Here is a 21204-nt window from a genome sequence, read left to right as displayed (position 1 = left end):
ATGTGACAAGAGATTGTCTTGACATCCCTTTTCGCACATTATATAATCAAGAATGTTGTCTTGAGGTGATCGCATGAAATGGTCCATCAATCAATTGCAAAGATACAGGCAAGGAGATATGCCGCTTGACGAAGTGGTCAACCTTGATTCCGTTAAGAAACGGAACCCGGAAATCCGGAGCATCAAGCCTATCCAGGTCACCGGAAGTTGTAAAATCGGTCCGAGAGATATCACGTGCCGATTCCGACTCGAAGGTACAATGATTCTACCTTGTTCCCGAACTTGGGAAGATGTTGACTATCCGTTTGTTATCGAATCGGTTGAGCAATTCAGCTGGGATGAGACGGTATTGGCAACAAATGACGAAATTCATCCTGTTGTAGGTGATTTCGTTGTTCTAACACCTGTATTTGAGGAGCTCGTCCTCCTTGAAGTACCCCTTCAAGTTTTTGGCGCAAATGCCGACAAAATGAAACAGGCTGATGGAAAAGGTTGGTCGTATGTAACTGACGAGGAATACAATGCTCGGCTCCTCGAAGAGCAAAAAACAAAAGTGGATCCGAGATTAGCTGGATTAGCAAACTTTTTCGACAAGCAAGACGAATAGGTAATATAGTAAGGAGGTGCCGAAGATGGCTGTACCAAAAAGAAGAACATCAACAACAAAAACAAAAAAACGCCGGACGCATTATAAATTGCAAGTTCCAGGCATGACGACATGTGATAACTGCGGCGAAATGAAACTATCTCACCGTGTTTGTAAATCATGCGGTCAATACAAAGGAAAAGAAATCATAGCTGAATAATTCTATTCTGCTACTAACGCCACCGAAGACCATGGCTTCGGTGGCCTTTTTCTATTAAAAAATAAATAACACAGGGGTTTCGTTCCAACTAGATAGTACTTTAAATTCAATTGAGCTTTTATCTTGAACACAATCTTAGCTGATTGGAGTGCAGACCGGCGACTCTGGCGGGAATCAGCGTGACAGTCGAGACCCCACAGGAGCGTGGTTTTCGCGACGAGGAGGCTCGACGCACGGCCCTAAGAAGAATGGTTTTTATTCTTCGACAGCAGAAAGCGTCCGGTCGGAACGGAAATCAGCGTGAAGAAGGATTTTTTGTTCACCACCATATATTTTATAGTTGTTTACATAGACAATCATAGAACCAGTCATGGATAATGAATACAGACATTTGACTAACTATTCGGAGGGATTCACTTGACCTATACGATTACCATTGAAAACGAAATTGCTCTTTTTACAATCAATCGCCCTGAAAAAAGAAACGCTATCAACGCAGAAGTGATGAACGGGTTTGAAGAATTCATTGAACAAATAGAGAAGAGTCCTGAAATTGCTTTCGCTGTTATTACAGGCGCAGGTGACCAAGCATTTTGTTCGGGTGGGGACTTAAGTGAATTTCACAAATTACAAACAGCTGAAGAAACACTCCCGATGTTAAATAGAATGGCAGGAATTTTATATAAAATAGCCACGCTGCCAATACCTACAATCGCCTTAGTAAACGGTTCCGCTGTTGGCGGTGGTTGTGAAATTGCAATGGCTTGTGATTATCGGGTCGTATCAAGCACTGCGAAGGCTGGATTTATACAAGGAACACTTGCGATTACAACCGGTTGGGGCGGGGCTACATTGTTGTTTGAAAAGGACGGCAAACATGACCGTGTTTTTCGATTCTTATCGGAAGCAAAAGTTCTTTCTGCGGATGAGTTGCTTGAAATGGAATGGGCTACTGAAATTTACGAGGGCACTGCAGAGAATGGCCTGAAAAACTTTCTTACACCAATGTCCAAAATTCATAAATCTGTTCATGGTGCATATAAGAAAGTTGCGATTCGGAAGTGGACAGCGGACTTTATGCGTGATCGAATGTTTGAAGAAGCACGTCAATGTTCAATTTTATGGGAAAATGAAGCACATCATAAAGCGGTAGAGTCTTTTTTGAGTGGTCAAACATCTTCAAAGATTTAAATTTATTTACAACAAAGCTTGAAAACGTTTTCATCTATCGTTTAAACTAATAGGGATGGGTTTTTTACGATCATCTAATTTGGGGGTTGAATTATGAAAAAGATTTTAATTGCGAATCGTGGGGAAATCGCAATGAGAATAATGAAGACTTGTAAACGCCTTGGGATTGCGACAGTTGCTGTTTATTCGGAAGCGGATAAGGACATGCCTTTCGTACACGAAGCAGATGAGGCGTTTTTACTTGGACCACCACCGGTTCAACAGTCGTATTTGAAGTCAGAAGAGATTATTCGCATCGCTTTAGAAAATGGAGTGGATGCAATTCATCCAGGGTACGGGCTGTTGTCGGAGAATGCAGACTTTGTTCGAAAAATTGAAGCTGCAGGTATTAAATTTATAGGGCCAGATGCCGATACAATTGTAAAGATGGGCGATAAAATTGGTTCTCGCGTAACGATGCAGGGGGCTGGTGTTCCAGTTGTTCCTGGAACGAATGAAGGCATAGCCACATTAGAAGATGCAATAGGGTTCGCTGAGGAAATTGGTTATCCAATTATGCTTAAAGCGAGCGCTGGTGGCGGAGGTATCGGAATGGTGCTTTGTGAAACTGAGCAAGCACTCAGTCAGAATTTTGAAACCGTAAAAAAACGCGCAAAGATCTATTTTGGAGACGATGTTGTTTTTCTTGAAAAATATATTGCGAATGCTCGTCATATTGAAGTGCAAATCTTTGGCGATAATCGTGGAAATGTTGTGCATCTCTTTGAGCGTAATTGTTCAGTACAAAGACGCAATCAAAAAGTTATTGAAGAGTCACCTTCACCGGAACTACTTGAGGAAACACGTGGAAAACTCCATGCTGCGGCAGTTAATGCTGCAAAAGCGGTTCAGTATAAAAATGCTGGAACAGTAGAGTTTATTGTAGATGAATTAAATGAAATCTACTTTCTTGAAATGAACACGCGTTTACAAGTAGAACATCCTGTTACGGAAGAAATAACCGGGTTAGATTTAGTTGAATGGCAAATTGAAGTAGCAAAAGGCAACGACCTTCCTATTACGATTCAAGAAGAGATTAAGTCTGATGGCCATGCAATTGAATTCCGTATCTATGCAGAAGATCCAATTAAATTCATGCCGTCGCCTGGACCCTTACATAAGATGGATTGGGGAAACACAGATGGAGTTCGAGTAGATTTTGGATATGTTGAAGGAAATCAGGTAACGCCGTTTTACGATCCACTCATTTCAAAAGTGATTGTCCATGCGAAGACTCGTGAGGAAGCGATTGAGAAGTCGAAAACATTCCTTGCAGGAGTAAAAATAGAGGGGCTTAAAACAAACCTTCCTTTATTTACAGAGTTTCTTGATTTTGAACGCTTTCAAAAAGGAAATTATACTACAGCGGTATTAACACAATGGTCCGAACATCAAAAGGAGGAAAAATAAATGACGAAATTAAAATCAACAATGGCAGGAACAGTATTTACGGTAGATGTAGCAATAGGGGACGAAGTTAAGGCAGGACAGGTTGTTATGGTTCTAGAATCAATGAAAATGGAAATTCCTATTGAATCAGAAGAATCCGGTAAAGTAACTGAAATCAATGCACAAGTTGGCGATTTTGTTAACGAAGGTGACGTTGTAGTAACACTCGGAGAATAAAGCGTACCAAGTACGAATTTTGTTTGAAGTTAGGTATTAGTAAAAGGGGGAATTCGAATGCCGAACAATACGGGATACAATAAAGTACTTGAAAAAAAGTTGGAAGAAATATTTTCTGGGGGACATCCGAAGTATCATGAAAAACTAAAAGAACAAAACAAGTTATTTGTTCGGGATCGACTAGAGTTGCTGTTTGATGGTGGAAAATATACTGAAGACGGCAGATTTGCAAACTATGAAGCAGGGGACTTACCTGCGGATGGAGTTGTTACGGCAACTGGAAAAGTAAATGGTCAAACGGTTTGTGTGATGGCAAACGACTCTACCGTAAAGGCTGGTTCTTGGGGTTCTCGTACTGTAGAAAAAATTATACGAATTCAAGAAATTGCTGAAAAAATGCGCGTGCCAATGTTGTATTTAGTCGATTCGGCTGGAGCACGAATTACAGATCAGCTCGATATGTTTCCAAATCGCAGAGGTGCGGGTAAAATATTCCATAACCAAGTAAGACTATCGGGTTTTATTCCACAAATATGCGTCTTGTTTGGTCCTTCCGCAGCAGGTGGAGCTTATATACCGGCATTTTGCGATGTTGTCATTATGGTCGATGGAAATGCATCGATGTATCTAGGTTCGCCGCGAATGGCTGAAAAAGTGATTGGTGAAAAAGTGACACTTGAGCAAATGGGTGGAGCTCGTATGCATTGTTCGATTAGTGGATGCGGAGATGTGCTTGCCGCGAATGAGGAAGAAGCAATTGCCGAAGCGCGTCGATATTTAGAATACTTTCCGGCGAACTTTACAGAAGCAGCTCCATTAAAAGAGGCTGTGGCAGCAAAAGTTGGACGCACTCTTGAGGAAATCATTCCTGAAAATCAGAATGCTCCTTTTGATATGTACGAAGCGATTGATGCATTAGTCGATGAGGGAAGTTTCTTCGATGTAAAGAAATTATTCGCAAAAGAAATCATTACAGGATTAGCCCGAATTGATGGTCGTCCTGTTGGTATTATTGCAAATCAGCCCAAAGTGAAGGGCGGCGTCTTGTTTGTCGATTCGGCAGACAAAGCAGCGAAGTTCATTACACTTTGCGATGCCTTTTCAATTCCGCTTCTATTCTTAGCGGACGTACCCGGTTTCATGATCGGTACTAGTGTGGAACGTGCGGGGATTATTCGTCACGGTGCGAAACTGATTATGGCGATGAGTTCTGCAACGGTTCCAAAAATATCTGTAATTGTTCGTAAAGCTTATGGAGCTGGACTTTATGCAATGGCTGGTCCTGCGTTTGAACCTGACGTATGCATCGCGCTCCCGACTGCACAAATTGCTGTAATGGGACCTGAAGCGGCAGTCAATGCAGTGTATTCCAATAAAATTGAAGCCATTGAAGATCCGAAAGAACGTATTGCATTTGTTCAGGAAAAGCATAAGGAATATACCGAGGAAATCGATATTTATAAACTAGCGTCCGAATTGATTATAGATGAGATTATCGCACCATCTAGTTTAAGAGATGTACTTATCGAACGTTTTAATGATTATAGTACAAAAAATGTTCCACAACCGCCTCGTAAGCATCCGGTCTATCCTGTGTAAATCGGCTGTTCATTTAACCGTAAAAAACTGTAGGTACAATATAATCAAAGACACTAATCACATAGGGGTTAGTGTCTTCCTATATGTTGTTCTATTGATGGAAAAGAGGAATAACCATGAGTACAGTTATCTCCGTTTTGCTTGGAGTTTTAATCGTCTTTCCATTTCTACTGACATTTCTTATACTTATATTCTTTCGTAGAAGGGGTAGAGCACCGGTAACTGTTATTGGGCTTGCTGCAGATCTTACAACGCCGTTTTTGTTTTTGGCAGTTTATATTATTTTTCGTGCAATTTTTGATAAAGGTGTGGGAGTATATATTGCAGTAATCGCAATTGTTATAACGATTGTCTATGCATTTCTAGAAAGATTCAAAGTAAAGGATTTTCAGATTGTTCGTCTTTTACGCAAGACATGGAGACTTTTATTTCTAATTCTGGCGGCGGCCTATTTTATATTATTGATCATTGGAATGGTATTAAAAATTATGGACTCTCTGAATTGAGAACACTATAAGCGTATATTTTTCAAAAAAACCTTTAGAAATGCTATACTCTGTAAAGATAAATTGTCAAAAAGGGGCATGAAAAATGAACTTAGAAATGTTGACATTACCCGAAAAAAACAAGGTAATGCAGTCTTATACGAATGATCCTGAATTTGTACATACGTATTTTGATTACACTGTTGAAGAAAGTTCATTTTTCATACGGAATAAAGAACTTTCGGAAAGATCCTTTCAAAGAAGCGCGTTAAAAGAAGTATTATCCTCATTTATGAAGCCGTTCGGAATTTCCGATGCAGCAAAAAAACATATTGACGAACTTGCAGTAAACGGAGTTGCGGTTGTTGGTGGGCAACAAGCTGGTTTACTGACAGGCCCTTTATATTCTGTACATAAAGCGATTTCTGTCCTATTGCTTGCGAAGCAGCAACGTGAATTATTAGGAATACCTGTTGTTCCTGTTTTTTGGGTCGCTGGAGAAGATCATGATTTGAATGAAATAAATCATGTGAATACAGTTGCTGATTATCGCATATCTAAAAAACAGTATCGCGAGAAATATATATTAAAGCTAATGGCATCGGACGCGACTTATAAACAGGATGAAATGGCCGAATTCGTTAAAGAGATATTTGGCACATATGGTGAAACGATTTATACAAAAGAATTACTAGCTGAAGTTCTTGAAGCGTTACAAAAAGAATCCACATTCACCGGTTTTTTTGTACGACTGATGAACGGTCTTTTTCAAGATGAAGGTTTACTCTTTCTGGATTCGGCATATCAACCACTTCGGGAAATGGAAAGTGAGTATTTCAGCCAACTGATCAATGAGTCGGAAAAAATTGCTTCTGTGATTCATCAGAAAGAACTGCAATTCGAATCAGCTGGATTTGGGACTCCGATGAATGCACAGCTCGATGGGGCAAATTTATTCTTTATTCATGAAACAGGTCGTGTTTTACTGACAAGAGAAAATAATTGCTTTATAAATGAAAGTGCGGGAATTCGTTTTACGGAGGAAGAACTGCTTAAAATTGCAAAACAGGAGCCGTGGCTTCTAAGTAATAACGTGGCGACAAGACCTATAATGCAAGATTTCGTTTTTCCAGTACTCGCTTTTGTTGGCGGTCCTGGTGAAATTGCTTACTGGGCAGTTTTAAAGGAAGCATTTCATCATTTGCAAATGAAAATGCCAATCATCGTACCAAGAATGTCCATAACACTTGTTACTTCAAAAACGAAACAGGCTCTCGATTCCAAATCATTGTCTTTTAGTGATGTCCTATCTGGAGAAGTCATCGCGGTAAGAGAAGAGGTCATTGATAATTTGCGGGATGACGCGTTCAATGATGCAGTGGATGAAACAAATGAAATGATTGAAAAGCAATACGATAAATTAAGTGAACTCATCAATAAAGAAGATACGAATTTCATAGAGCTCTTACAAAAAAACTTGAATTTTCATGAGCGCCAGTTGGATTATTTAAAAGAGAAGTCAGAAGAAAATATATATATCAAACACGATGCATTACTTCGGACGTTCGGAATTATAGAATCTGAATTATTCCCTGAAGGTTCATTACAAGAACGAATGTATACTCCGTACGCATATTTGAATAGCTACGGACCGACACTCATTCGTGATTTACTCGAGTTGCCATTTAAAATGGATGGGACGCATAAGATCGTCTATCTTTGACAACAATTAAAGCAACACTCTTGCAAGCACAATAGTGCGGGCGGGGGTGTTTTTTGTATTTTGTTTCCGGATGTATGCCCATAGAAATCTCAATGTAACAAGTACTATAGACACATTTTCAGTCATATCGATAACTTTATTATAAAACAGGTGGAGGAATGTGGGGGGATGTGGTACATTTATTTTATATAGTGGGGTGAAGAGTATGTTTATGGGAGAATATCAGCACACCGTAGATGCGAAAGGTAGACTTATTGTTCCTTCTAAATTTAGGGAACATTTAGGTGCTGGTTTTGTGTTGACTCGTGGACTTGATAACTGTCTCTTCGGTTACCCTATGGATGAATGGAAATTGCTTGAAGAAAAATTGAAAGCTCTACCCGTAACCAAAAAAGATGCTCGCGCATTTACTCGGTTTTTCTTTTCTGGAGCCACAGAAGTCGAACTCGACAAACAAGGGCGCATTAATATTCCATCATCCTTATTAAACTACGCGAAAGTAGAGAAGGATTGTGTTGTAATCGGTGTTTCGGGTCGTATTGAAATATGGTCTAAACCACTATGGGAAGTCTATTACGACGACTCAGAGCAATCGTTCAATGAAATCGCGGAAAACATTATAGACTTTGACTTTTAACAGTGAAAAACAACTATTAATAATTAGAAAGTAGGCGGACCACATATTCAATCATACGACAGTGTTGCTGAATGAAGCCGTCGATGGCTTAAATATAAAAGACGATGGTATTTATGTAGATTGCACGCTCGGCGGCGCAGGCCACAGCATGGAGATTTTAAAACACTTATCTCCACAAGGAAAACTTATTTGTTTCGATCAGGATTCAACAGCTATTGAAGTGGCAAAGGAAAGATTAAAAGACCATCTTGAGCAAGTTATTTTTATTCGTTCAAACTTTAGATTTCTAAAAGAAGAATTAGAAAAAATAGGAATTACGAAAGTGGATGGAATTCTGTACGATCTTGGTGTTTCATCACCACAACTGGATACTCCAGAACGAGGGTTTAGTTATCATTTAGACGCTCCTCTCGATATGAGAATGGATATGGATGCCCCTCTTACTGCTTACGAAGTTGTGAATGAATGGTCCTATCAAGATCTCATACGTATCTTTTTTAGATATGGTGAAGAGAAATTTTCTAAACGTGTTGCACGGAAAATCGAAGAGGTTCGAAAAGAAGCTCCGATACGTACAACTGCAGAACTTGCTGAAATCATTAAAACAAGTATACCTGCTGCAACAAGAAGAACTGGTGGACATCCAGCGAAAAGGGTATTCCAAGCAATTCGAATCGCAGTAAATGATGAATTAGGTGCTGCCGAAGATTCTTTATCGGATGCAATCACATTGCTCGGTTCTGGTGGACGTCTAAGTGTCATTACCTTTCATTCACTTGAAGATCGTCTGTGTAAAACGCTATTCAAGGAAGCGTCTTCACTGCCTGAATTACCGCCCAATTTGCCAATCATTCCTGAAGGGATGGAACCAATAGCAAAACTAATCACACGTAAACCGATTGTTCCAAGTGATGATGAAGTGGAAACAAACAAACGAGCAAGATCTGCAAAACTAAGAATACTCGAGAAAATATAAAGGGGGATGTTGAACGATGGCATTAGAGCAAAGAAGAATAGTATCTTCATACATACGTGAACAAGAAATACATGATATACCTCAACAACAACAACAGAAACAACCTTTACGTAAAAGAGTATCTTCTGGTGAGAAGTTAATATTCGTGCTTTTTTCAACAATCCTCGTTTTATTTTCATCGATGATTTTGCATACACAAGCACAAATAAATGACGTGAATCGTGAAGTTCAAGTACTCGATAGAAGTATTATGGAAACTAAGAAAGAAAATGCGGACTTAGCGATTGAGGTGAAAGAAAAATCCACATATGAACGCGTATGGGAGAAAGCGAAGGAACTTGGTTTGGACCTAGATAAAAACAACGTAAAGGTTGTGTCTGGACAATGAAGAAGAAAAAATTTCGTTTCCAATTGGGAGCCTTTCTGATGTTTTTAGCTTTTGGAGGGCTCTTTTTGCTTTTATTCGGAAGGATTGTATATATTCAGATAACAGGCGAAGCGGAAGGGAAAGTCATGTCTTCTCTTGCTGAGGCCAAGTATGCACGAGAATCCTTACTCCAAGCGGATCGGGGAACGATTGTAGATCGAAACGGTGAGTTAATTGCCTCTGATACATTAAGTTACCGACTTGTTGCTATTTTAAGTGAAGATGCAACGCCAAAAGGTTCTAAGAGGGACAGGCATGTTGTGGATTATGAAAAAACTGCGGAAATACTAGCAGAGTATATTCCGCTTGAAAAATCATTCATCCTTGACCACATGCTTGAGTATTCTGAAAGTGGGAAATATCAAGTTGAATTTGGTAAAGCCGGACGTGATTTAAGTCATGAAACGGTTGCTGCTCTGAAAAAGTTGGAACTTCCAGGACTTGAATTTGTGGAAGATAAGAAAAGGTTTTATCCAAATGGTGTTTTTGCATCCTATCTTGTAGGATTTACTTTAAGAGAAGAAGATGAAGATAAGAATGTTCATACTGTAGGCAAGATGGGACTTGAAGCAACATACAATAAAGAGTTGAGTGGAACGGATGGCAAGGTTGAATTCGATTCAGATCATTGGGGATTCGTTCTTCCAAAATCTGAAAAGTTAATACAACCCGCTCAAGATGGTTTTGAAATTCAACTGACACTAGATAAAACAATTCAAAACTTTGTAGAAGATGCGATGAAACGTGTGGACGATGAATATTCGCCAGATAAAATGCTCGCTGTGGTCGTTAATCCGAAAACGGGTGAAATTTTGGCTATGAGTCAGCGCCCAGCCTTTAATCCTTCAAATCGTGAAGGACTGACCGCGAACTGGTTGAATGATGCGATTGAGAATACAGTAGAACCCGGTTCAACTATGAAGATGTTTACGATTGCAGCTGCTATTGAAGAAAAAAAGTGGGACCCGATGGCTTATTTTAAATCAGGTCAATACACAATCTATGATAAAACCATTCGAGATGTAAATCGGACGGGGTGGGGAACGATTACTTTCCTAGAGGGTTTCCAACGTTCTTCTAACGTTTCAATGGCTTACTTGCTTGAGAGAATTGGTGATCAGAAGTTTTTAGAATATATTAAGGGTTTTGGTTTCGGACAAAAGACTGGAATCAGCTTACCCAAAGAAGTACCTGGAATTATTTTAGATAAAAATCCCAGTGAACGTTTAACGACGACATACGGGCAGGGTTCAACAGTGACTCCGCTACAAATGCTTCAAGCCGCAACGGCAATAGCGAATGACGGCATTATGATGCAACCTTATGTAATCGATAAAATTACAAATCCAAATACGGATGAAATTGTACAAGACGAAAAACCTATTGAAAAAGGGAGTCCAATTTCTGCGGAAACAGCAAAAGAAGTGAGAGAGATTCTTGCGTCTACTGTTACATCGGATCACGGAACCGGACGAAGATTTGCGATAGATGGCTATACAGTAGCCGGTAAAACGGGTACTGCTGAAATCCCCGGAGCGTCGGGTGGATACTTAGCAGGCGGATCTAACTATCTATATTCGTTTCTTGGAATGGTGCCTGCAGAAGACCCGGAACTCCTATCGTATATAATTGTCCAACACCCTAAATTGAAAGCAGGTCAAGCGGGTTCCGAACCTGTTTCAAAGCTATTTAATTCCATTATGGAAAACAGTTTAAAGTATATGAATATTGTCCCAGAAGGAATCGAAACAAAGGAAACAGTTCATTTAGGTGACTTTACAGGGAAAAGTTCTGAAGAGGCAATTTCGCTGCTCGCAAAAGATGGTTTTACTCCTGTAGTGATTGGTGACGGGGAAGTTATAAATTCCCAGTATCCAAAAGAAGGGGTAAGGCTTGCGGAGGGAACCGTAGTCATATTAAAATCGGAAGGTCCGATTTCTTTGCCAGACTTTACGGGATGGTCAAAAAAGATGGTTCTTTCATATAAAATGTTATCGGGACTCGATATTCGAATAAACGGTAATGGATATGTAACAAGTCAAGGTTTATCCGCGGGGAGTGTTATAGGACCCGAAGACCCTGTTGTTATTAACTTGCAAGAGCCTTCAGAAATTTATAAAGAAGTTGAAATTGACGAGGAAGAAGAAAGTATTGTAGGTGGTTGACGAATAGCTGACCGCTTCATCTCATACGTTTAAAGAAAAACGAGAGGTGTATCGATACTGCGGACAATTATCGAGTTACAGTCTAAAAAGAGGTTAAGGGCGGTATTCGTCATTTTCCTCATCTTCCTTGGAATGGTGTTAGTTAAGTTGTTTTATATGCAAATTATTGATCATGAACTTTTAAAAGGACGAGCGGAAGCGAATTGGGATCGAGAAATTCCATTTGGCGGTATGCGAGGGGATATTGTAGATCGAAATGGTAAACTAATTGTGGGGAGTAGGCTTGCACCGACTTTATATTTCATGCCTACTCAAAATGACGACATACAATCTGCTGCAATTGCTCTATCCGAAATACTCGGAACCGATCCTACAGCTCTTGAGGAAAAAATGTCTCAAAAAGAGTATATGGTGAAATTAGCCCCAGAAGCTAAAAACATCACAAAAGAGCAAGCCGATGAAATAGGAAAACTCCAAATTGATGGCTTGTATACGGGTGTAGATTTTGTAAGGCATTATCCGAATGGTGAATTGCTATCAAGATTACTTGGTTTTACAGGTTATGATGGTCAGGGTTTGGCGGGAATTGAATATGCTTACGATGAATTTCTGCAAGGAACTGGAGATAAAATTCGCCTATTTACAGACGCTAAAGGTATTCCATTGCCCCATGTCGATGACGGTTTTAATAAGGGCTCGCAAGGAGCGTCTATTGAATTAACAATCGATTTACGTATCCAAGAAATTGTGGAACGGGAACTCATGCAGGCGATGGAGAAATACGATGCTGCTCAGGCGTTAGCCATTGTAATGGATCCTAAAACGGGTTCACTCCTATCTTTAGCCTCATTACCTACATTTCACCCATCGAATTATCAGGACGTCGATCCAAGCATTTATAATCGGAATTTACCTGTTTGGATGACATTTGAACCGGGTTCCACGTTTAAAATCATTACACTTGCAGCCGGACTCGAAGAACAGGTAGTTGACCTTGAAAATGATCGATTTTATGACCCTGGATTTGTGAAGGTTGCGAATGCACGGTTGCGTTGCTGGCAAAGGGCTGGCCACAAAGACCAGACGTTTATGGAAGTTGTAGAAAACTCCTGTAACCCTGGCTTTGTAGAAATCGGTCAGAGACTTGGTGGAAAAAAACTATCATCGTATCTTAAGGATTTTGGTTTTGGCCAACTAACGGATTCTGGAATTGCGGGGGAGTCGAAAGGGATTCTTTTCTCAGAGAAAGCATTCGGCCCTGTAGAGCAAGCAACAACTGCATTTGGGCAAGGGATTTCAGTCACTCCGATCCAACAAGTGCAAGCGGTCGCTGCGGTCATTAACGGTGGGAATCTATTTAAACCTTATATTGTCAATAAAATAACGGATGATAAAGGAGATTTATCACGTACGTTTGAACCTGAACTGAAACGGAAAGTAATCGGTGAAGAAGCATCTGCACTAGCCCGGGGAGCTTTGGAGTCGGTAGTTGCGAACGGTACGGGGCGTAATGCTTTTGTTGAGGGGCTCCGTGTTGGCGGTAAAACAGGAACTGCTCAAAAGGTTGAAGACGGTCGTTACAAAGATGGTGATTATATTGTTTCATTCATTGGCTTCGCACCTGCAGATGATCCTGAGATTCTAGTGTATATAGCAATTGATAATCCTAGAAACTCCATACAGTTTGGCGGTGTGATTGCAGCACCAATTGTTGGGCGAATCATTGAAGAGGCGGCACCACTTCTAGGGATTAATAAGCGAGAAGGTCAGATCGAGAAAGAGTATCGTTGGGGAGATGCTTTGACGCATCGTGTTCCGGACCTTACTGGATTTACTAAAGAACAACTGCGTCTTCAGTTGCATTCATATCAAATTGAATGGCATGGTAAAGGGGAAAGAGTAAAATACCAGTTACCTGCAATTGACTCTCTGATAACAGTAGATGATATTATTCATGTGTACACAGATTAAGATTTAAAAGCGAAATCTGGCATAGGCTTTTAAAGGTCTTTGTTTCAGAAAATAGAAGGAGAAATAGTCATGACACTCACTACCACGCTCATTGCGATTGCTGTAGGGTTTACCCTTTCAATCGTTTTAGGATTTTTGATTATACCGATTCTTAGGAGAATGAAGTTCGGGCAAAGTATTCGTGAAGAAGGCCCTAAAACCCATCAGAAAAAAGCGGGCACACCAACGATGGGTGGGCTGATCTTCACGCTTTCTATTATTATTTCAACCCTTGCCTTATCATACATATTCGAAGTACTGACGACGCAGACGATTGTCCTCCTTCTCGTTTTAATAGGATTTGGAGTAATTGGGTTTTTAGACGATTTTATTATTGTCGTTAAAAAGAAAAACGATGGTCTCTCTTCACTGCAAAAACTAATCGGGCAAATACTTGTTGCAGTCGCTGCATTTTTCTTATTAAAACTAGGTTCGTTTGATACAACGGTCGCATTACCGTTCACAGACTTCAAAGTTGAACTCGGCATCTTTTATGTTGCGTTCTTAATCTTCTGGCTCGTTGGTTTTTCAAATGCAGTTAATTTAACAGACGGGTTAGACGGACTTGTTGCAGGTACATCATCGATTGCGTTTGCGGCATTTGGTGTTTTAGCAATAAGTAATGATACACTTGCGCAACTTGATATTGCGATGTTCGCTTTTGTTGTATCCGGCGCAATGCTTGGTTTTCTAATATTCAATTTAAAGCCAGCACATGTGTTTATGGGAGATACGGGATCGCTTGCGCTTGGTGGAGCGATGGCGATGGTTTCTGTGTTAATGAAACAAGAACTGCTCTTGTTTATTATCGGGATTGTATATGTAGTTGAAACAGCTTCGGTAATTTTACAAGTTATCAGTTTTAAATTAACCGGAAAACGGATATTTAAAATGAGTCCAATTCATCATCATTTTGAACTCTCGGGTTGGTCCGAATGGAAAATCGTCATTGTTTTTTGGGGAGTTGCTTTCATAGCAGCGATTATCCCAGTACTTCTGGAGGTGATGTAAGTGAAAGATACGACACAATTTCTCGGGAAAAAAGTCCTTATACTCGGCCTCGCAAAAAGTGGGTTTGCCGCTGCAAAATTACTGTCATCTCTTGGCGCTGTTGTAACAGTGAACGACTCTTCGCCTGATGAAGGGAGTAAGGAAATTGCAGAACTTAGATCCGAGGGGATACATGTGATTTGTGGAGGCCATCCAGATGGGCTTCTAGATGAAGGATTTGAGCTTGTTGTGAAAAATCCGGGAATTCCTTATACAAATACAGTGATTAAAGAGGCCATTCGAAAAGAAATACCGGTATGGACTGAAGTTGAAATCGCTTCAAGGATAAGTGAAGCGCCGATTATCGGCATTACAGGTTCGAATGGAAAAACAACAACTACGACATTGTTATACCATATGTTGAATGTTGCAAAGAAAAAGCCTCTAATTGCCGGAAATATAGGAACTGTATCTTGTGCTGTTGCAGAAACTGCAACTAAAGAAAACATCATTGTTTTGGAAGCTTCGTCGTTTCAATTACTAGGAACGGATTCTTTCCGTCCGAAGATTGCGATTTGGACGAATGTGTATGATTCACATCTCGATTATCATGGGTCATCTGCGGAATACGTAAAAGCGAAAGCACATCTTTTGAAAAACCAAACTTCGGAAGATTATTTTATTTATAATGCCGATCAAGAAGTGCTTCGTGAAGTTGCATTAACATCGAATGCTATACAAATACCATTCACCTTAAAAGGGAAGCAGCAAAAAGGGATATCTGCGGATGAATCGATGATTTACTGGAACGGAGAACCTTATGTAAGTCGGTCAATTATAAAATTGCCCGGAGAACATAATCTTGAAAATATATTATCAGCAACAGCTGCAGCGATTCTCTCCGGTTGCGATAAAGAACCAATTGAAAGCGTTCTGAGCTCGTTCACGGGTGTGAAGCACCGAATGCAATTTGTCAAAGAATTAAAAGGTCGAAAGTTTTATAACGATTCCAAAGCTACGAACACACTAGCGACTAAAAGTGCTCTTGCTGCATTCCAGACACCCACTGTCTTGCTCGCTGGCGGTCTAGATAGAGGTCACTCGTTCGAAGAGTTAAGGCCGTTTATGGGGAACGTGAAGGCGGTTATAGCGTTAGGGGAAACAAAAAAGAGATTTGCTGAATTTGCTGCGTCATGTGAAGTAGAGCAAATCATTCTAGCCGAAAACATGGTAGATGCAGTAAGGCAAGCTGACCTAGTAAGCGTTGAGGGAGATACCGTTTTGTTGTCCCCGTGCTGTGCGAGTTGGGACGAATACGCTAGTTTTGAAGTTCGCGGTAATGAATTTATTGAAGCTGTTATGTCCTTGTAACAATTGTAATCATTTGATGCTATAAACTGGAAGGATGCGTAAACTGGAAGGAAAGTTGAAAATCGCATTTATTGTTTCAGCGGCGGTGCTCTCTTTGATTGGCTTAGCTTTTGTCCATTCTGCAGGTTCGTATTGGGGGGCGGTGCGTTACGCTGATTCCTCCCCGTTCATAGTTAAGCAATTCATTTATATGGTTGTCTCGGTAGGAATTGCTTTTTTCATTATGAAAAGTCCACTCACATCCAATGAGAAAACATGGACAGTTGTTTATTGGCTCTCAATACTACTCCTTGTGGCAGTTCTTATTCCGGGAATAGGGGCCTCCAGAAACGGTTCACAAAGTTGGATTGCGTTTGGTCCGTTTAGTCTTCAACCCGCAGAATTTGTCAAAGTTGCATTAATTGGCAAGCTTGCGACAGCGGTTCAAATTGCGCGTGAAGGAAAAAGGCATATACGTCTAAAACATATTGGGCTTATACTACTTCCAGCGGGACTCATCATGATTCAACCTGATTTAGGATCTACCGTAATTATGATTGTTTCTGCATTCACAGTATTGTTTATTTCAGGTTATCCTTTACGTTTTTTCGCTTTTATTGGTGCAGCTGGAATTTCGGCTTTTATCGCATTAATTGCGGCGGCGCCCTATCGTTTAGACCGTATTAAATCGTACATCGATCCTTGGAACGATCCTCTTGGAACTGGATTTCAAGGCATACAGTCGATATTCGCAATTGCTCCTGGTGGTTTGTTCGGTCATGGATACGGGAATAGCCGACAAAAGTATTTGTATTTACCAGAACCTCAAAACGATTTCATATTTTCAATAATTGCTGAAGAATCTGGATTCATAGGGGCAACGTTTGTCATCGTACTTTTCGCTGTATTACTTATATCTGCGTTTGGTATCGCAATACGTACGGAAGCCAACTTTCCTTTTCTAATTGTTTCCGGAATGTCCTCTATGTTGATTTTTCAAACGTTTTTAAATATAGGAGTTGTATCCGGATTATTGCCGGTTACAGGTGTCACATTACCGTTCATCAGTTATGGTGGATCTTCACTAATGACAACGTGGATGGCCGCGGGCGTTATTTTACACTTTGCAAGTAGACAAAAAATGAGATGAATGGAGGGGGTCTTTATGGATAAAGTAATTGATATAGAAGAGCGAATACCCTCCATGCGCGAGAAGAGAAGGAGAACAACAAATAAGAAGTTTTTGTTTGTCATCATCATCTTCATTATTGCGCTTCTCATTATTCTCTATTTCCAGTCACCGCTAAGTCGAATAAACAAAGTGACCATTAGCGGTGCAAACCTTTATGAAGAAGAGTTTTATATAAATGAAAGTGGTCTAATAAAGGACGAGCCTTTCTGGGGATTCAAGAAAAATGCTGTTGAAAAGGCTCTTAGTGAAATTGAAGTTGTGAAAAAGGTTGTTGTTACTCGGAAGTGGTTTCACGATATCGAAATTAAAATTTCGGAATGGGGAACTATCGCTTACGTTGAAGAGAAAGGTCAATACAGTTTGTTAATGGAAAATGGGGAATTATTCACTCCTGAAACGATTGTACCTGAAGATGAAATACCTGTTCTATTTGGTTTTTCTGACGTAGAAATTCGCAAACAACTGAGTAAGCAGTTAGTTAAAATGGAAGTAGAAGTTTACCATATGATTTCTGAAATCCTGTTTTCGGGTACGGATGAAGATATGGAAAGTTTAATTGTATATATGGATGACGGATACGAAGTACGAGCAATTATTCCGACATTTGCAGAAAGCATGGAATTTTACCCAGACATTACAGCTCAGTTAAATGACGTTGAAAAGGGCGTTATCGATATGGAAGTAGGTACATATTTCACGCCATTCAGTAAAATGTATGGACCAGAAGAGGAGGATGAGGTCATTGTCGAAGAAGATGAGTGAGGATTACCGAAAAAGAGGTAGACATATACTTTTCTCGCTCGTGTTTCTCGTGTTGGGCTTCATGCTTGCGTTTTCGTATAATACACTTGGCAAGAACAAAACAAATGATATTTCCAGATCCACAACATTCATTCAAGAAGAAAAGTATCGAGAAGAATTAAGTCAGCAAAAAGAGCGAAACAAAGAATTAACTGATGAAATCGCCGCCAAGCAGGAAGATATTCAGTCGTATGAACACTCTTTTTCTACGAGTGAGGAAGATCACGCAGAACTAGTGAAAGAAGCGAAAGATCTTCGCTTGCTGCTTGGTGTTGTTCCTGCGGTTGGACAAGGTGTCAAAGTAGTATTAAAAGATGCCGAATATGACCCAGTTGAACAAAATCCAAATGACTATATCGTTCATGAAAGTCACATTCTTAGAGTTGTAAATGAACTAAGAATTTCTGGAGCACAGGGACTTTCGATAAATGGTCAAAGGATAACAGCGAGCTCAAACATCAAATGTACAGGACCAGTCATAACAGTGGATGGTCGAACTTTTCCAGCTCCTTTTGTTATTGAAGCGGTTGGGGATGCAGAAGTACTGTTGGATTCTCTTTATTTAAGAGGCGGTGTTATCGATGGGCTTATTTTGGATAATATCGTTGTCACAACTGAACACTTAAAACAAATAAATTTATCAGCACTTAGAAATGAAGGATAAATAGAAGAAAGGGATGGAAGGATGATTAATCCAATAAAGTGGAAATTCACATTTGTGTTGCTCATAATTGGATTAATGGTTGCGGTGCAATACAATACAGTTAAAAGTCCTGAAGTGCGCGACACAAGAGATATTTGGGCAATACGCAATGAACTTGCAACTGAAAAAAAGCTTCATTCCGAATTATTATCTGAAATTCGTGAGCTTGACAATACAATTCATACATACGAATCACTCGAAGATAAAAATACAGGCAAGGCTTTAACTGAAACCGTGGACAAGCTCTATCAACAAGCCGGTATGACGGATATATCTGGTCCGGGTATGGTGATTAAAGTGAAGCCGTCAAAGGAAAGCATTGCGTATGGTATACCAATCACCGGTATATCTCCGGAACTTCTTACACGTTTTGTAAATGATTTGAATCGCTTTAAAGGGAATGTATTAGAAGTGGATGGAAAACGATTTACAACACTAAGTTCGATTAGAGATATTAACGGTATTACAGCAGTGAATGGACTCAATGTTTCAAATCCACCATTTGAAATGAAAATCATTACGCCGTCCTTTTCAGACGGAGAAAAGCTGTATAATTATTTACTTGCATCATCGATTCACGATGACTTCTATTTAGACAATCTAATTCTTGAAATAGGTAAACCGAAAAATAACATAAAGATTCGCGGATGGCACGAAAAATTTGAAAATCGTTTTTTAAATGAATTACCGAAAGGAGAATAAGATATGTGGCTACCTTTATTAGGTCTTGTACTGGGGATATCGCTTGGTCTTTTAACAGATATTGAAATCCCACAAGAGTACGGCAACTATCTTTCGATTGCCGTTCTTGCAGCACTCGATACTCTTTTTGGAGGCATACGGGCACATCTTCAACAGGTTTACGATGATAAAGTATTCGTTTCTGGATTCTTTTTTAATATCGTTCTTGCCGCAGGTTTGGCTTTTCTAGGTGTGCATTTAGGTGTTGATTTATACTTAGCGGCTGTGTTCGCATTTGGGGTGAGATTGTTCCAAAACATTGCTGTCATTAGGAGAATTCTTCTTGCGAAATGGGATGACCGAGAAAAGAAATCGAGTACAAAAGTTTCCGAATGAAAGGATTTGAACATAAGATGTCGAAGTTCTTTAGACAATACTTCAATAATGCAATAGAATGGAATATAAGAGTTGTTAGGGAGGTGCCAGTCGTTGAGCCAATCAGAATTATACGTATCGCTTGATATAGGTTCTTCGTCAATCAAAGTCTTGGTTGGTGAAGTAGATGGGGGATCACTCCATGTTGTAGGGGTTGGAAATGTTCAGTCGGCAGGTATTCGCAAAGGTACAATTATCGATATCGATGCAACAGTTCAATCCATCAAAAAAGCGGTTGAACAGGCCGAAAGAATGATCGGTATGAAAATCAATGAAGTTGTCCTTGGTATACCTGCGAATGGAGTATTGCTGCAAGATGTAAAAGGTGTAGTTGCTGTTAATAGTGAAAATCGTGAAATTACCGATGATGATCTTGATCGAGTTATGAAATCTGCTCAAGTGATGTCCGTTCCACCAGATAGAGAAATCGTAAATATTATTCCAAAGCAGTTTATTGTTGATGACTACGGGGAAATTACAGACCCACGTGGAATGATTGGTGTCCGTTTGGAAATGGATGGAACACTTATCACTACTTCAAAAACACTTGTCCACAATATATTACGTTGTGTTGAACGTGCAGGTCTTAACATTCGTGAAATATACTTGCAACCACTTGCAGCAGGTACATTTGCTCTTACGGAAGACGAAAAAGACCATGGTACAGCATATATCGATATAGGTGGAGGTTCTACTACAGTTTCAGTGTTTGCAGAAAACAGACTTATGTCGACTTCTGTAATTCCAGTTGGTGGTGACCATATCACAAAAGATTTATCGATTATATTGAAAACACCAACGGAACAAGCACGAAAAATTAAACATCAATACGGACATGCATTTTATGATGATGCTTCAGATGACGAACTATTTGAAGTTCCCGTAATTGGTGCAGATTCAAAAGATCAATATAGCCAGCGATACATATCGGAAATTATCGGAGTTCGACTAGAAGAATTATTCGATCTTGTTCTAGAAGAATTATTCCAAATGGGCGTGCGTGATTTGCCAGGCGGTGTCGTATTAACTGGTGGCATTACCAAAATGGACGGTATTCTCCAGTTGGCCAGACATGTGATGAAGACAAGAGTACGTGTTCATACACCTGAGTATATTGGTGTTAGAGAACCAATGTACACGACTTCTGTTGGATTAATACGTTATGCGCATATGCAAGAAGAATATTTTGGTAAGTTATCTGACGCTTCTCCTGTCTTGGCGATTGAAGGAACTGAATACAACACAAGTACTAAGAAAAAGGCGTTCGAAAAAAATACAGTTAAAAAACCAGGTATCTTTAGTAAAGCTAAAAATGTGTTCGACAACTTTTTTGAATGATTCATTACAACCATAGAGTTAAGAATGACT

The 21204-nt window shown here is 39.8% G+C and carries 21 protein-coding genes; all 21 read left to right on the top strand.

The window, feature by feature from the left end; all coding sequences use genetic code 11:
* The first annotated feature begins 73 nt into the window (after positions 1–73).
* On the top strand, positions 74–607 hold the full coding sequence (locus ACFSFY_RS13110; protein WP_381538708.1) for a YceD family protein: 534 nt from the start codon (positions 74–76) through the stop codon (positions 605–607).
* Positions 608–632: 25 nt separating this feature from the next.
* A complete protein-coding gene (gene rpmF, locus ACFSFY_RS13105; RefSeq protein WP_381538706.1) occupies positions 633–806 on the top strand; it encodes a 50S ribosomal protein L32 in 174 nt (57 codons plus the stop codon).
* Positions 807–1223: 417 nt separating this feature from the next.
* The gene (locus ACFSFY_RS13100; RefSeq protein WP_381538704.1) at positions 1224–1997 is read left to right on the top strand and encodes an enoyl-CoA hydratase/isomerase family protein; all 774 of its coding nucleotides are present in this window, start codon (positions 1224–1226) and stop codon (positions 1995–1997) included.
* A 93-nt stretch (positions 1998–2090) separates the two neighbouring features.
* Complete coding sequence (locus ACFSFY_RS13095) at positions 2091–3446, top strand: acetyl-CoA carboxylase biotin carboxylase subunit (protein ID WP_381538703.1); 1356 nt, start codon at positions 2091–2093, stop codon at positions 3444–3446.
* The gene (locus ACFSFY_RS13090) at positions 3447–3662 is read left to right on the top strand and encodes an acyl-CoA carboxylase biotin carboxyl carrier protein subunit (protein ID WP_381538701.1); all 216 of its coding nucleotides are present in this window, start codon (positions 3447–3449) and stop codon (positions 3660–3662) included.
* Positions 3663–3719: 57 nt separating this feature from the next.
* Complete coding sequence (locus tag ACFSFY_RS13085) at positions 3720–5261, top strand: acyl-CoA carboxylase subunit beta (RefSeq protein ID WP_381538699.1); 1542 nt, start codon at positions 3720–3722, stop codon at positions 5259–5261.
* Positions 5262–5377: 116 nt separating this feature from the next.
* Entirely contained in the window at positions 5378–5767 is a 390-nt protein-coding gene (locus ACFSFY_RS13080) for a DUF3397 domain-containing protein (protein WP_381538697.1), read from the top strand.
* Between the two features lie 85 nt (positions 5768–5852).
* Positions 5853–7469, top strand: a complete 1617-nt coding sequence (bshC, locus tag ACFSFY_RS13075; protein ID WP_381538696.1) for a bacillithiol biosynthesis cysteine-adding enzyme BshC — start codon at positions 5853–5855, stop codon at positions 7467–7469.
* A 205-nt stretch (positions 7470–7674) separates the two neighbouring features.
* Positions 7675–8106 (top strand): division/cell wall cluster transcriptional repressor MraZ, encoded by a 432-nt coding sequence (mraZ, locus tag ACFSFY_RS13070; protein WP_381538694.1) that lies wholly within the window; start codon positions 7675–7677, stop codon positions 8104–8106.
* A gap of 43 nt (positions 8107–8149) precedes the next feature.
* A complete protein-coding gene (gene rsmH, locus ACFSFY_RS13065; protein ID WP_381539078.1) occupies positions 8150–9082 on the top strand; it encodes a 16S rRNA (cytosine(1402)-N(4))-methyltransferase RsmH in 933 nt (310 codons plus the stop codon).
* A 16-nt stretch (positions 9083–9098) separates the two neighbouring features.
* Complete coding sequence (gene ftsL / locus ACFSFY_RS13060) at positions 9099–9470, top strand: cell division protein FtsL (RefSeq protein WP_381538693.1); 372 nt, start codon at positions 9099–9101, stop codon at positions 9468–9470.
* A complete protein-coding gene (locus tag ACFSFY_RS13055; RefSeq protein WP_381538691.1) occupies positions 9467–11674 on the top strand; it encodes a penicillin-binding protein in 2208 nt (735 codons plus the stop codon). The genes ftsL and ACFSFY_RS13055 overlap by 4 nt, the downstream gene beginning before the upstream one ends.
* Before the next feature lie 57 nt (positions 11675–11731).
* Positions 11732–13645, top strand: a complete 1914-nt coding sequence (locus ACFSFY_RS13050; RefSeq protein WP_465270269.1) for a penicillin-binding transpeptidase domain-containing protein — start codon at positions 11732–11734, stop codon at positions 13643–13645.
* Positions 13646–13714: 69 nt separating this feature from the next.
* Entirely contained in the window at positions 13715–14695 is a 981-nt protein-coding gene (mraY, locus tag ACFSFY_RS13045; RefSeq protein ID WP_381538689.1) for a phospho-N-acetylmuramoyl-pentapeptide-transferase, read from the top strand.
* On the top strand, positions 14696–16045 hold the full coding sequence (murD, locus tag ACFSFY_RS13040) for a UDP-N-acetylmuramoyl-L-alanine--D-glutamate ligase (RefSeq protein ID WP_381538687.1): 1350 nt from the start codon (positions 14696–14698) through the stop codon (positions 16043–16045). It abuts the gene before it with no gap.
* 34 nt (positions 16046–16079) lie between these two features.
* Entirely contained in the window at positions 16080–17174 is a 1095-nt protein-coding gene (gene ftsW / locus ACFSFY_RS13035; protein WP_381538685.1) for a putative lipid II flippase FtsW, read from the top strand.
* A 15-nt stretch (positions 17175–17189) separates the two neighbouring features.
* Entirely contained in the window at positions 17190–17978 is a 789-nt protein-coding gene (locus tag ACFSFY_RS13030) for a cell division protein FtsQ/DivIB (protein ID WP_381538683.1), read from the top strand.
* Positions 17959–18681: a DUF881 domain-containing protein gene (locus ACFSFY_RS13025; protein ID WP_381538681.1), complete on the top strand. Its 723-nt coding sequence runs from the start codon at positions 17959–17961 to the stop codon at positions 18679–18681. Before ACFSFY_RS13030 ends, ACFSFY_RS13025 begins: the two co-directional genes overlap by 20 nt.
* A gap of 21 nt (positions 18682–18702) precedes the next feature.
* On the top strand, positions 18703–19422 hold the full coding sequence (locus ACFSFY_RS13020; protein ID WP_381538679.1) for a DUF881 domain-containing protein: 720 nt from the start codon (positions 18703–18705) through the stop codon (positions 19420–19422).
* A 3-nt stretch (positions 19423–19425) separates the two neighbouring features.
* Entirely contained in the window at positions 19426–19797 is a 372-nt protein-coding gene (locus ACFSFY_RS13015) for a small basic family protein (protein WP_381538677.1), read from the top strand.
* A gap of 93 nt (positions 19798–19890) precedes the next feature.
* Positions 19891–21174, top strand: a complete 1284-nt coding sequence (gene ftsA / locus ACFSFY_RS13010) for a cell division protein FtsA (RefSeq protein ID WP_381538675.1) — start codon at positions 19891–19893, stop codon at positions 21172–21174.
* The last annotated feature ends 30 nt before the right edge of the window (positions 21175–21204 follow it).

It is taken from the genome of Sporosarcina siberiensis, from assembly GCF_042681925.1.
In the GTDB taxonomy this organism is placed as follows: domain Bacteria; phylum Bacillota; class Bacilli; order Bacillales_A; family Planococcaceae; genus Sporosarcina; species Sporosarcina siberiensis.
The sequence above is the reverse complement of the archived record's forward strand: the minus strand, read 5'-3'. Positions and strand labels throughout refer to the sequence as shown.